The sequence below is a fragment of the Amycolatopsis regifaucium genome (assembly GCF_001613935.1).
GTDB lineage: Bacteria > Actinomycetota > Actinomycetes > Mycobacteriales > Pseudonocardiaceae > Amycolatopsis > Amycolatopsis regifaucium.
In genome coordinates this window covers 117,577-130,680 of record NZ_LQCI01000012.1, presented here as the reverse complement: position 1 = coordinate 130,680, position 13,104 = coordinate 117,577, and the positions used below count along the sequence as shown (strand labels likewise).

Here is a 13,104-nt window from a genome sequence, read left to right as displayed (position 1 = left end):
AAAGGCCTCCTTTGGGACGATGAGCGTCTCGAAGGAGGCCCTTGCGACACCCAGCGCTCCCGGCGCGGAGCACCCGGATCGAAAGGTTGCGAAGCGAGGCGAGAAAGTGAGCTATCGGTTCGTGGCGCGAAAGCCCCGATTTCGAGAGTACGTACTGGGTTTATGTCCGAAAGCGGACAGCTTCCGACACGTCTAGACCAGTCCGCGTGGCCGAAGGGTCACCTCGGTCGGATGCGCGTCGCCGGTGGCGGTGACGGCGGACAACACGGCGGCGGCGACGGATTCGGGACGCAGGAAGCGTGCCGGCTCGTACTCGCCCCCTTCGTCGGCGACGATCGCCTGCTGCATCTCGGTGTCCGTGCGACCGGGGTAGATCGACGTCACCCGCAGGGTGGACTCCTCTTCGCGCAACGCGTCGGCGAAGGCGCGGACGGCGAACTTGCTCGCCGCGTAGGGACCCCACCCGGGACGCGCGTTCTGCCCCGCGCCGGAGTTGATCACGACGACGTGCCCGTTCGCGGCGCGCAACGCGGGCAGCAGCTGCCTGGTCAGCGTGACCACGCCGAGCACGTTGACCTCGAAGTTCGCCCGCCAGTCGGCGTCGGTCGCGGTCTCGACCGTGCCGAGCCGCGCGACACCGGCCGAGTGGACCAGCACGTCCAGCTCGCCGAATTCGGCTGTCGCCGCTTCCAGCGTCTCGGCGTCAGTCAGGTCGACCGGCCACGGCTTCGCGCCGGGCAGCGTTCCGGCGAGTTCGCCGAGTGCGTCGGCGTCGCGGCCGCCGAGCAGTACGCGGTGGGTGGGGGCGAGCGCGCGGGCGGTCGCGGCGCCGATTCCGCGGGTGGCGCCGGTGACGAGGGCGAGGGGAAGATCAGCCATGGCGGCCACGCTAGTCACCGGCAGACGACCGGCGTCGACGCCACCCGGGGGAACCGCACGGAGCCCCGCGCGAACGACCCGACGAGGTTGTCCACGAACCGTCCCCCCGTCAGCGGATCCCGCACCGACGCGTCGATCGCCACGAGCTCCGGGCAGCTGAGCGCGAGTCGCGCGGCGGCGACGTCCTCGGCGCGAACCGGCCCACCCTCGGGGATCGGCAGTCGCGCCGAGTTCGCCAGTTCCCACACCGGGGGCAGCCATTTCTGGTGCCCGGCGCGGCCGTTGGGCAGCGACGTCGAATGCGCGGCGAACGGGTTGGCGAGGCCGTAGCCGTCGCGTAGCCGCATATCGAGCGGGATCAGCAGGCCGAGCGCACCCATGCTGTCCGCCGCGACGGTCACATACGGCCTGTCCGTCGGGTACGCGTACCAGCTCCTCGTCGAGTAATCCTGGATCAGCACCGCCGGACCTCGCACTCCGCGGACGGCGTCCAGCACCGTCCGCATCGACGGATGGTCGGCGTAGTCCTTGGCGAGGATCGGATGTTCGTGCCCGGTCGCCCGCGACCAGTAGGCCCGCTCGTCGGTGACGCCGACGGCGTGCGGCGCGGCGGAATACGACGGACGGAGCGACCCCGCGGCCACGAGCGCCCAGAACCCGACACCGACCAGAAGTACCGCCGTCACCCTGGTCACGGGCACGGCCAGCACCGGCAGCACCAGGCAGAACAGCGCCGGGAGCAGCATGCGCCCGTGCATGAAGTCCCCGCCGACCCTCATCACGTACAGCGAAAGCAGGACGGCGCCGACGAGGGGAACCGCTGCCAGCGTCACGAAGGTTCTGTCCATAGTGGACACCAAGGTCAGAACGGCGGCGGCGAGCAGGAGCACCGGGACAAGGAGCCAATACGGCTGGGCGAGGTCGGAGAGGTATGCCCAGCCGCGAGCCCAGTTCGACTCCGCGGCCTCCTTGACCAACGCGGTGTTCGGAGTCAGCAGGCCGTAGTAGCCCATCCGGAACACCTGATACGCCAACGGGAGCGCGGCCGCGGCGGCCAGCAGACCCACCGCGCGACGTCGGCCTGGCTTCAGGAGCACGAGCAACGCAAGCAACGCGACACCGCTGAAGAGCGCGAGATCCGGCCGCACCAACGGCCCCAGGCCGGCGACGGCCGCGACCGGCCAGGCGCGCGGTCCCTCTACTGTGGACACACGACGGACAAGCAGCCACCACGTGCCGCCCAGCCACAAGGTGATCAGGCCGGTCTCCAGCCCGGACGTCGCGAAGTCACGGAACGGCGGCAGCGCGCAGACCACCAGTGCCCCGGCGGGGGCGAGGCCGTGGAAGGCCAGCGGCTGGTAGAGCCGCCGGGCGCCGTCCAGGCCGAAGAACAGCCCGGCGACCGAGAAGAGCAGCCCGGTCACCACGGAGAACCACTCCAGCGGCACTCCCGGGATCAGGCCGAGCACGCTCAGGATGGCTGTCCACAACGGACTGGTGTTGGTCTCGACCCGTTCGCCGATGTTGAACACCGGCCCGTTGCCCGCGAGGATCTGGCGGACCGTCCGCAGCACGATCAGGCCGTCGTCGCTCATCCAGCGGCGACGCCAGGCGAGGTCGGCGTAGACCACCAGCACCAGGCCGAACCCGAGCCAAGTCCAGGTCGACGGTCGCCGGAACCAGGCACGTGAAGGCCACGCGGGCGTGCTTTCGCTCGCCGTCGTACTCGTCTGCGTCATGGCCCCGCCCGGCTCGGTTGCGTCCGCAGGGAATCAGGTCCGCGGCCCACGAGTCAAACCGCGACGGCGAGCAGGCACGCCTGCGGCCACTTCTTGCCGGCCAGCTCCAGCCGCGCGGTGACCTCCAATCCCGACTGGCCGAGCGACTCGGCGATACGGTCCGGTCGCAGCAGGTAGGCGTCGTAGGTGACCGGGTGGCCGTACGCCGTCTCAGGGCTCAGGCGCTCGTCGCCGACGTGGAAGCCGATCAGGAGCTGCCCACCGGCCACCAGCGTCCGACGGAACTCGGCGAACACGGCCGGAAGGGTCTCCGGTGGCAGATGGAAGATCGACCACCAGGCGACGAGCCCGCTAAGCGTGCCGTCGGGGACGTCGAGCGCGGTCATCGAGCCGACCTCGAACCGCAGGTACGGGTACTGACGACGGGCGATCTCGATCATCTTGGGCGACAAGTCGACACCGGAGACGTCGAGGCCGAGCGAGGCCAGGTGGGCGGTGACATGGCCCGGCCCGCAGCCGACGTCGGCGACCGGGCCGCGGACCTGCTCGGCGAATCCGGACAGCATCGCGCGGCTGATCGGCTCCTGGTCGAACAGCGGCCTGACCAGCGTCACGTAGTCCTCGGCGACGGTGTCGTAGGACTCGCGGATGGTGTCGAGATGTGAGGTCACGGTCGGCGACGGTAGCGGCACCCACCGACAGTTACGGCTCGATCAGCCCGGCATCCCTGGTGAGATCCTCCGGCGCCCCCGATTCGGTCACCGGTGTGCAGCCGGTCGCGGGGTCCGCGGCCGAATCGGTGCCGTTGTACTGCGCCGCGGCCGACCGGGTCAGCTGCCGGGAACCGGCGTCGAAGCACACCTGGTACGAGCCCGCGGGTACGCCCTCGAAGGCGTACCGCCCGTCCGGCCCGGTCACGACCTCGCCGACCACCTTCGCGGAAGCGTCCTTCAACGTCACCTTCACCTCAGGGACGCCGATCTCGTCGCGGCTCTGCAATCCGTCCTTGTCCTTGTCCAACCAGACGAAGTCGCCCAGTTTGTTCACGGGCGCGACGAGGCCCGCGGCGAGCGTCAGATCCTGGCGTTTTTTGGGGCCGACCGTGGTCGTCGCGGTGCACCCGTTCGCCGGATCGGCGTCGGAGTCCTTCGCGTCATCGCCCGCGTCCTTCGCCGTGAAGGCGTGGCCCGCGAACTCGGGCGGAAGCGCGCCGATGTCGAAGCAGACCTGGTAGATGCCGTCTTTCAGCTTGGCGAAGCGGTATTTGCCGGCGGCGTCCGTCGTGAGTGTGCCGAGCGCCGTGCCCGAAGCGTCCTTCAACGTCACCTTCACCCCGGCGACACCCGGCTCGCCGGCGTCCTGCAGGCCGTTCCGGTCGAGGTCGGTCCAGACGAACTCCCCGATCTCGTCGATCGCGGGCGGCGGGGTGACCTTGATGGTCGTCGTCGCGGTCTTCTTCGGCAGCGTGCCGCCCGAATGCTTCGCGCCGGAGACGGTCACGGTACCGACGCGGCCGTTGTCGGCCTCGGTGACGTTCGCGTGGTCGCAGGTGATCGTCGTGGACTTGCCGCCGTCGAGGCTCGCGATCGGCGCGGGCTTCACGTCGCAATACGGGTCGTCGACCTTGATGCCGGTCAGGGCCTCGGTGCCGTCGTTGGTCAGCGTGAACCGGAAGTTCGCGGTGGTGCCCGCCTCGATGGTGGCGGTGCCGCCCCAGGCGCCACTGGCCGGATCCCGCACCTCCGCCTTCACCGACAACGAGGCGACCCGCAGGTGGACGCAGTCCCACATGACCCAATTGCGGTCGGTGGCGGCGAAGAACTTGACCGAAGTGGCCGTCGGCGGCGCTGTCGACGGCGGGAAGTCCTGGCGGGCGAGTTTCCCGTCGGCCTCGACGGCGTGCTCGACCTTGCGCTTGTTCTCCAGGACGACTTTGTTCGCCGCGTTGTAGAACCGCAGTCCCGTTTCCTGCACGGCGTCCGCGCGACGGAGGTTGCCGTCGTTCGTGCCGGTCCAGTCGGTGAGCGTGTAGACGGCGCCGGGCACGAACTTCAACGCCGCGTAGGCGGTGCTGACCAGCTTGTCCGGCGTCGCGATCAGCGCGTACTTGCCGCCGTCCTGCTGGTAGCCGCCCGCCGTCGACAGCCGTGGCTGTTCGCTCTTCGGCGTCCCGGCGGGCACCGGGGCCGCCGGGTTGAACGTGTACCCGGCGGGTGGGCTGCCCTCCTCCACGCTCGGGTTCGGCGCGACGCCGCCGGTGCAGCCGGACGGGACGGCCGGAGCCTGCGCCCGCGCGGGAAAAGCCCCCGTACCCAGCAGAAGCGCGCCAGCCGTCATCAACACCAGTGCCCTTTTCACCGGGCCGAAGCTAGCGAGCGCGGGACCGTTCCGTAATCGCTGAACGGTGTCGACCAGCGCCCCGATCAGGCAGAACGTGCCTTGCCGAGAGTGATCGGGGCGCCGGCCGCCGCTACTTGACGCCGATGCGGCCGACCTGGCCCCAGCGACCCTTCTTCCACACCGAAACGATCGACGGCCGCGGCTGCGTCGCGCCGCCGTCCGGCCAGTGCGACGTCGGGTTCGCGGAGGAGGGCGCGTCCTCGCCGGGGTGCTGCACGGCGACGAGCACCAGGTGATCGGTCACCACCGGGCCACAGCATTCCGCGCCGACCGGGACGGACAGGAACTGCTTGACGTGGCCGCGCTCCGGACCGTCGACCGGCACCGAGAACAGGCCGTCGTTGGCGCCGAGCGCGTTGCCGTCGGTGGAGATCCACAGGTTCCCGTGCCGGTCGAACGCGACGTTGTCCGGGCAGGAGATCGGGCTGACCTGGTCCTTCGGGAAGCCGCCGAAGTAGGTGTCCGCCGTCTTCGGGTCACCACAGACCAGCAGCAGCCGCCAGGAGAACTTCGTCGACGCGGCGTCGCCGCCCTCCTCGTCCCACTCCAGGATGTGCCCGTTGCGGTTGTTCGGCCGCGGGTTCGCCTCGTCGACGTTCGCCTTGCCGGCCGGGCCACGCTGGCTGTTGTTGGTCAGCGCCGCGTAGATCCGGCCGTTGACCGGGTTCGGCTGGATGTCCTCGGGACGGTCCATTTTGGTCGGCTGGACCTTGTCCGCCGCCTGACGGGTGAAGACGTAGATCTCTTCGGCGGTGAATCCGTCCACAAAGGACTTGGTGCCGGAGGCCAGCGGGATCCACTCGCCGACGCCGTCGAATTCGCCGTCCGCGGGGAGTTTGCCGGTGCCGTCGATCTCGGCGGCGGGGCTGTCACCGGTGAACCGGCCGACGTACAGCGTGCCTTCGTCGAGCAGCGCCGAGTTGTGGCGGCGCGCATGCGCGCTGTCGCCCGGCTTGTACTTGCCCTTCGAGACGAACTTGTAGATGTACTCGAATCGCTCGTCGTCACCGGAGTAGACGGCGACACGGCCGTCCTTGGTGATCTTGACGTTCGCGGCCTCGTGCTTGAACCGGCCGAGCGCGGTGTGCTTGACCGGCGTCGAGTTCGGGTCGTTCGGGTCGATCTCGACGACCCAGCCGAACCGGTTGGCCTCGTTGGGCTCCTGCGCGAGGTCCCAGCGCTTGTCGTACCGCTCCCACTTCCGCGTGGTGGCGGTACCGGAGAAGCCGTACCGCTTCAGGCGGGCGGACGCGACCGGGTCGGTGACCTTGTCCGCGTTGGCGAAGTACTGGTTGACGTTCTCCTCACCGGAAAGCACGGTGCCCCAAGGGGTCACGCCGCCGGCGCAGTTGTTCTGCGTGCCGAGCACCTTGCGGCCGCTCGGGTCCGCGGAGGTCTTGAGGAACTTCGAACCGGCGGCCGGGCCACGCACCTCGAAGGGGGTGTTCAGCGTGATGCGGCGGTTGTACCGGCTCGGCGTGACGTGCAGCGCGCCGCCGATCGGGTCACGGAAGGTCTGGACCACCGAAAGACCGTGTGCCGCCCAGGCGATCTTGACCTGTTCCTCGGTCGGGTTGGCCGGGTCGTACTGGTCGGCCGGGAACATGTGGACCTCGGTGGTGTACTCGTGGTTCACCACCAGCAGGTTGCGGATGCCCAGCGGGTCCTGCGGGATCAGGCCGACGAAGTCGCAGTTGTAGCCGAACTGCTTGGCCTGCGCGGCGGCGGTCTGCTTGGCGAAGTCGAACTTCGGCGCGCCCGCTTCGACCGCGTCACCCCAGCGGATGACGACGCGCTGGTCGTAACCCTCGGGGATGGTGACGGCGTCGAGCTTGTTCGGCGGCACCGCCTCGAAGTCGGTGCCGGGCACCGGACGACCGGGGCGGCCCGGCTTGCCGTGACCCGCGGCCGCGACGTCGGCGGGTTCGGCGGCGGCGGTGCCGGACAGCGCGGCGAAGCCACCCGCGGCGGCGGCCAGCACGGCACCGGCCTTCAGCGCGCCACGACGGGACAGCAGGTCCTTGACCACGTCGCCGAAGTATTCGTTCTCCGAAGCGTTGGGCTCGGGGTGGGCGCACGCGTTGCCGCAGCGGTACTCACAGGTGACCGCGGAGCGGCCGCCGGGATGAGAGGTGATCAACGGCAGGAGCCGCCGAGGCTCGAAGGACACTGGGCCTCCATGGTTCGCGGTGGGTTCACGTAATCCGGTCAGGGGAACGCCGTGACGGTAAGCGACCAAAACGATCCAGTCCCGACCAGCAGATGAACAGCGCGCGAACGAGCGATGGCGCGCTGCCGGGACCGGCCGCGCGCCATCGACGAAAAGTACTGCTGGAACGTTGCTTACCGACTAAGAACCGATGTCACACAGCCCGTGACGACCGGGTTTCCACACCGCCACCACCGAGGGTCGCGGCTGGCTTTCACCGCCGTCCGGCCAATGCGAGGCCGGTTTGTCGGCGCTGGCGCCGTCCACTTCACCCGGATGCTGGACACAGACCGTGACGATCTTCTCTTCGACGATCGGCCCACAGGTCTCCGCGCCGCGCGGAACGGTGAGGAACAGCTTCAGCTCACCGCGGTTGCGCCCCTCCAGCGGCACCGAGTACAGGCCGTCGTTGATGCCCAGCGCGCCCGCCGAGTCGGTGGAGATCCACAGATTGCCGTGCTTGTCGAAGGCCACGTTGTCCGGGCTGGAGATCGGCGAGACCTGATCCTTGGGGAAGCCCGCGAAGTAGGTGTCCGGAGAGGCCGGGTCACCGCACACCAGGAACAGCCGCCAGCTGAACGTCAGCGCGAGCGCGTCCCCGCGGTGCTCCTCGAACTCCAGCACTTGACCGTGCTTGTTGTTGAGCCGGGGATTGGGCTCGGTGGCGCCTTCCTTGCCGGGGTTGCCGCGCTGGACGTTGTTGCTCAGCGCGCAGTAGATCCGGCCGGTGTACGGATGCGCCTGGATGTCCTCCGGGCGGTCCATCTTGGTGGCGCCGACCCGGTCGGCCGCCTCACGGGTGAACACGTACACCTCTTCGGCGGTCATTCCGTCCACAAAGGACTTCTTGCCGGAGGCGAGCGGGATCCATTCGCCGACGCCGTCGAACTCGCCGTCGCTCGGCAGTTTCCCGGTGCCGTCGATCTCGGCGGTCGGGCTGTCGCCGGTGAACCGGCCGACGTAGAGCGTGCCGTCGTCGAGCAGGGTCATGTTGTGCCGCCGGGCGTGGCGGCTGTCGCCCGGCTTCATCCGGCCCTTGGAGATGAACTTGTAGATGTACTCGAACCGCTCGTCGTCACCGGAGTAGGCGACCACGCGGCCGTCCTTGGCGACGCGGATGTTCGCCGTCTCGTGCTTGAACCGGCCGAGATGCGTGTGCTTGACCGGGGTGCTGTCCGGATCGTTCGGGTCCAGTTCGATCACCCAGCCGAAGCGGTGGGCCTCGTTCGGTTCCCTGGCGATGTCCCAGCGCGCGTCGAACCGCTCCCACTTCCGGGTGGTCGCGGTGCCGTTGATGCCGTAGCGCGCGTACCGCTTGCGCGCCACGGGATCGGTGACCGTGTCGGCGTTCCCGAAGTACTGGTTGATGTTCTCCTCGCCGGAGAGGATCGTGCCCCACGGCGTGACGCCGCCGGCGCAGTTGTTCATCGTGCCCAGCACGACCGTGCCGGTCGGGTCGGCTGCGGTTTTGAGCAGCGCGCTGCCCGCCGCCGGGCCTGCCACCTTGAACGGCGTGTGCAACGTGATGCGCCGGTTGTAGCGGGACATCCTCGGCCGCAGGTGCCCGGTGTCCCGTCCGCGCGTCACCTGGACGACGGTCAGCCCGTGTGCCGCCCACGCGATCTTGACCTGTTCCTCGGTCGGATTGTTCCGGTCGTACCCGCGGAACATGAACTCTTCCGACGTGTACTCGTGGTTCGTCACCAGGAGCGCGGAAAGGCCGGAATGGTCCAGGGGAAGCAGCGCGGCGAAGTCGCAGTTGTAGCCGAACTGCTTCGTCTGCGCCGCGGCCGTCTGGTTGTCGAAGTCGAACTCCGGCGCGCCGGGCAGCACGGCGTCGCCCCAGCGGATCACGATGCCCTGCTGATAACCCTCGGGCACCACGACGGCGTCGAGTGTGTTCGGCTGTACTCGCTGGTAGTCGGTGCCGGGCGGCGGCTTCGGACGGCCCTCGGGAGTGGCGGAAGCGGGTGCGGCGAGCGCGAGCGGGGTGCCCGCGGCCAGTGCGACGACGGCGGTCGCCTTCAGCGCGCCACGGCGGCTCACCGCGCCGAGCACGTCGGCGAACGTGGGGTTGTCCGAGGTGTTGGGCGCGTCGTGGAAGCACGCGTCGCCACAGCGGTAAGTACAGGTCACTGACGCCCGGCTCGGTGAGTGGCCGGCCAGCAACGGAAGGAACTTCACGCGGACCTCCGGATCTGCAGTTCGGGAGGTCGACGCTAAGGCACCGGACCAACGAGAGGAAACCCCTCGTTGGTCCGGCGTTCACCTTTTGTTCCGATTTACATCTCTTCGCCCACGAGGACCGCTTCGGCCGGGATGGTGTGCGGGTCGGGGGTCTTCTCGCGGATCGTCAGCAGGGCACCGGCGAGCACGCACAGGACCGCGGCGATCACGAAGGGCGCCTGCTTGGCCCCGAACCACTCCGCCAGGTGACCGACGACGGTCGCGGCGACCGCGCCGCCGAGCCACCGGCAGAAGTTGTACCCGGCACTCGCGACCGGACGCGGAGCGCCGCTGATCGACATGGCCGTCCCGGTGAAGAGCGTGTTGAGCAGCCCGGACACCAGACCGGACAGCACGATGCCGACGACCAGCACCGGCTTGCTCGGGATCGCCATGATCAGCAGCAGGACCGCGTAGCCGAAGACGGCGACCACGGTCGCGTGCCGTTCACCGAGTTTCGCGGCGAGCTTCGGCGCCAGCACCACCCCCGCGACGGCCACCGAAAGGCCCCAGCCGCAGAAGATCAGGCCGACGGCGACTGCACTCCACTCCAGCACGAACGGGGACCAGGCCAGCACCACGAAGAACGCGGCCGTGTAGAGCGCGGAACCGATCGAGGTGCGCAGCAGCCCGGCGTGCTTCAACGCGCGGAACGGGTCGAGCAGGCGGATCTTCGGCCGCTTTTCCTTGGCGTCGCCGGTCAGGAAGATCGAGCACAGCACGAGTCCGCACAGCATCAGCAGTGACGTGCCGAGGAACGGGCCACGCCAGGAGATGCTGCCCAGCAGGGCGCCCAGCAGCGGGCCGACCGCGAGCCCGACCCCGAGCGCGGCCTCGTAGAGCAGGATCGCGCCCGCCTGTCCGCCGGTCGCGGCGCCGACGATGACCGAGAGCGCGGTGGCGATGAAGAAGGCGTTGCCGAGTCCCCAGATCGCGCGCAGCCCGATGAGCTGCTCGATCGAGCCGGACGCGGCGCACAACGCGGTGGCGACGACGACCAGGGTCAGCCCGACGACCACGGTCCGCTTGGCGCCGAACCGGGCGCTCATCGCGCCGGTCACCAGCATCGCGACCGCCTGGACGCCGAGGTAGCTGGAGAACAGCAGGGTCACCTCGGACGGCGTCGCGTGCAGGCCTTCGGCGATCGACAACAGGATCGGGTCGACCAGCCCGATCCCCATGAACGCGATGACCGCGGCGAACGCGGTGATCCATACCTGTTTGGGCTGCCCCTTGACGGCGTCCAACAGGCTCGAGTGGTGCTCAGCGTTCATCGCGGATCAGTTCCTCCTTCTTCTTGTCTTCTTGCAGCAACCTGGTGAGGGCGGGGAGCGCGGCTTCGATCGCGGCGCGGTCGGACTCGTCCAGTTCGATCAGCCGCTCACGAAGGAATTCCTCCCTGGCGACGACCAACTGCCGATGGAACCGCTGCCCCACTTCGGTGACCTCGACGAGCACTGCCCGGCCGTCGGCGGGATCCGGGCGGCGGCTGAGCAGACCGAGCCGTTCGAGACGGCGTACGACGTCGGTCATCGTCGGCATCCGGACCCGCTCCAGCTCGGCGAGCGCGCTCATCCGGCGCGGCCCGCCGTTCAGCAGTTCCGACAGCACCGAACCCTGGGTGAGGGTGAGCTGCACCTGCGGGGTTTCCCGGCGGACGAGGTAGTACAGCCGGAAGACCAGCGGGCGGAGCCGGTGCGCGAGGTCGGCGGCTTTCGTGGTCACTTAGCCATGCTAACTAAAATTACTGAGCATGGCTAAGTAATCTGCCGCACAAGATCTCCCGCGACGTTCTAGGGTTGTGGTGTGGAAGCGGTGATCTTCGATCTCGACGGTGTCCTGGTGGATTCGGAAACGATGTGGGACGAGGTCCGACGGGCGGTCGCGTACGAGTTCCACGGCACCTGGCGTGACGAATCGACCAGGGCGATGCAGGGGATGAGCACCCCGGAATGGGCCGCCTACCTCGCGCACGACCTCGGCGTCCGGCTTCGGCCGGCGGACGTCGCTCAGGTGGTGATCGAGCGGATGGCGCGCCGGTACGCGGAGAGGCCGCCGATCATCCCGGGCGGGCCGGACGTCGTCCGCGAGGTCGCGAAGGACTGGCCGGTGGCGATCGCGAGTTCGTCGCCGCCGCTGCTGATCAAGGCGTTCCTGGACATCACGCGGCTACCGGTGCCGACGGCGGTGTCGTCGGAGCAGGTCGGCGCGGGAAAACCGGCGCCCGACGTGTATCTGAAGGCGGCCGAGCTGCTGGGCGTGGAGCCGAAGAACTGCGCGGCCGTCGAAGACACGACGAATGGGCTTCGCGCCGCGCTGGCCGCGGGGATGACGGTGTACGCGGTGCCGAATCCGCACTTCCCGCCGGATCCTGCGGTGCTGCAGCAGACGACGGTGATCGAGAAGATCACGGACCTTCCGGCGGCGCTTCAGAAGGGCTGACGGGCGGGGCTCACCGATGCAATGAAGGGGCCTTTCATTGCAAAATTTGCAATGAAAGGCCCCTTCATGTCGCGCTACTGGAGGGTCACGCCTCGCCGGCGATGAACTTTTCGACCTCGTCGCGCGCGGTGGAGTCGTCGTACTGCTCCGGCGGCGACTTCATGAAGTAGGAAGAAGCCGACAGGATCGGGCCGCCGATACCGCGGTCCTTCGCGATCTTCGCGGCGCGCACGGCGTCGATGATGATGCCCGCCGAGTTCGGCGAGTCCCACACCTCGAGCTTGTACTCCAGGTTCAGCGGCACGTCGCCGAAGGCGCGGCCCTCGAGCCGGACGTAGGCCCACTTGCGGTCGTCGAGCCACTGCACGTAGTCCGACGGGCCGATGTGGACGTTGCCCTTGCCGAGTTCGCGGTCGACCTGCGAAGTGACCGACTGGGTCTTCGAGATCTTCTTGGACTCGAGCCGCTCGAGCTCCTTCATGTTCAGGAAGTCCATGTTCCCGCCCACGTTGAGCTGCATCGTCCGGTCGAGCTGGACACCGCGGTCCTCGAACAGCTTCGCCAGCACGCGGTGCGTGATGGTGGCGCCGACCTGGGACTTGATGTCGTCACCGACGATCGGCACGCCCGCCGCGCGGAACTTCTCGGCCCACTCGGGGTCGGAGGCGATGAACACGGGCAGCGCGTTGACGAACGCCACTCCCGCGTCGATGCACGCCTGCGCGTAGAACTTGTCAGCCTCTTCGGAACCCACGGGCAGGTAAGAGACGAGCACGTCGACCTCGGCCTCGCGCAGTGCCGCGACGACGTCGACAGGAGTCTCGTCGGACTCTTCGATGGTCTCGCGGTAGAAGCGGCCGAGCCCGTCGTAGGTGTGGCCGCGCTGCACGGTGACGCCCAGCGGCGGCACATCGGCGATCTTGATGGTGTTGTTCTCGCTCGCGAAGATCGCCTCGGACAGATCGCGGCTGACCTTCTTGGCGTCCACGTCGAACGCGGCGACGAACTCGATGTCGCGGACGTGGTACTCACCGAACACGACGTGCATCAACCCGGGCACGCGAGTGCCGGCATCTGCGTCGCGGTAGTACTGAACGCCCTGGACCAGCGAGGCCGCACAGTTGCCGACGCCCACGATGGCCACCCGAACGCGGCGGTTCTCGCCCATGCCGGTTTCTCCTTCATTCGTCCAACAGTTGTAGGTAGTGC

General features: G+C 68.7%; 10 protein-coding genes. 1 reads left to right on the top strand and 9 read right to left on the bottom strand.

The window, feature by feature from the left end:
* Positions 1–192: 192 nt before the first annotated feature.
* The 8 genes from AVL48_RS15050 to AVL48_RS15015 form a co-directional block, all read right to left on the bottom strand.
* Positions 193–879 carry an SDR family oxidoreductase gene (locus AVL48_RS15050; protein WP_061981714.1) on the bottom strand — a complete coding sequence of 229 codons (687 nt, stop codon included), beginning with the start codon at positions 877–879 and terminating at the stop codon, positions 193–195.
* Between the two features lie 14 nt (positions 880–893).
* On the bottom strand, positions 894–2,618 hold the full coding sequence (locus tag AVL48_RS15045; RefSeq protein WP_061981713.1) for an arabinofuranosyltransferase AftB family protein: 1,725 nt from the start codon (positions 2,616–2,618) through the stop codon (positions 894–896).
* Positions 2,619–2,671: 53 nt separating this feature from the next.
* The gene (locus AVL48_RS15040) at positions 2,672–3,289 is read right to left on the bottom strand and encodes a class I SAM-dependent DNA methyltransferase (RefSeq protein WP_061981983.1); all 618 of its coding nucleotides are present in this window, start codon (positions 3,287–3,289) and stop codon (positions 2,672–2,674) included.
* Between the two features lie 31 nt (positions 3,290–3,320).
* On the bottom strand, positions 3,321–4,961 hold the full coding sequence (locus AVL48_RS15035; protein WP_061981712.1) for a DUF7850 domain-containing protein: 1,641 nt from the start codon (positions 4,959–4,961) through the stop codon (positions 3,321–3,323).
* A 127-nt stretch (positions 4,962–5,088) separates the two neighbouring features.
* Positions 5,089–7,188: a PhoX family protein gene (locus AVL48_RS15030; RefSeq protein ID WP_061981711.1), complete on the bottom strand. Its 2,100-nt coding sequence runs from the start codon at positions 7,186–7,188 to the stop codon at positions 5,089–5,091.
* A gap of 180 nt (positions 7,189–7,368) precedes the next feature.
* Entirely contained in the window at positions 7,369–9,411 is a 2,043-nt protein-coding gene (locus AVL48_RS15025; RefSeq protein WP_061981710.1) for a PhoX family protein, read from the bottom strand.
* 98 nt (positions 9,412–9,509) lie between these two features.
* A complete protein-coding gene (locus AVL48_RS15020; protein WP_061981709.1) occupies positions 9,510–10,727 on the bottom strand; it encodes an MFS transporter in 1,218 nt (405 codons plus the stop codon).
* Positions 10,717–11,178: a MarR family winged helix-turn-helix transcriptional regulator gene (locus AVL48_RS15015; RefSeq protein WP_061981708.1), complete on the bottom strand. Its 462-nt coding sequence runs from the start codon at positions 11,176–11,178 to the stop codon at positions 10,717–10,719. The genes AVL48_RS15020 and AVL48_RS15015 overlap by 11 nt, the downstream gene beginning before the upstream one ends.
* 81 nt (positions 11,179–11,259) lie before the next feature.
* Between AVL48_RS15015 and AVL48_RS15010 the strand changes: the two genes are divergently transcribed.
* Positions 11,260–11,895, top strand: a complete 636-nt coding sequence (locus tag AVL48_RS15010; RefSeq protein WP_061981707.1) for an HAD family hydrolase — start codon at positions 11,260–11,262, stop codon at positions 11,893–11,895.
* A gap of 85 nt (positions 11,896–11,980) precedes the next feature.
* Here the strand turns inward: AVL48_RS15010 and AVL48_RS15005 are convergent, their stop codons facing one another.
* Positions 11,981–13,063: an inositol-3-phosphate synthase gene (locus AVL48_RS15005; protein ID WP_061981706.1), complete on the bottom strand. Its 1,083-nt coding sequence runs from the start codon at positions 13,061–13,063 to the stop codon at positions 11,981–11,983.
* Between the last annotated feature and the right edge of the window lie 41 nt (positions 13,064–13,104).

What these genes read in the sequence shown, in the direction of transcription:
- AVL48_RS15005 (WP_061981706.1), bottom strand. Translation starts at nt 13,063, where the DNA reads ATGGGCGAGAACCGCCGCGTTCGGGTGGCCATCGTGGGCGTCGGCAAC.
- AVL48_RS15045 (WP_061981713.1), bottom strand. Translation starts at nt 2,618, where the DNA reads ATGACGCAGACGAGTACGACGGCGAGCGAAAGCACGCCCGCGTGGCCT.
- AVL48_RS15020 (WP_061981709.1), bottom strand. Translation starts at nt 10,727, where the DNA reads ATGAACGCTGAGCACCACTCGAGCCTGTTGGACGCCGTCAAGGGGCAG.
- AVL48_RS15050 (WP_061981714.1), bottom strand. Translation starts at nt 879, where the DNA reads ATGGCTGATCTTCCCCTCGCCCTCGTCACCGGCGCCACCCGCGGAATC.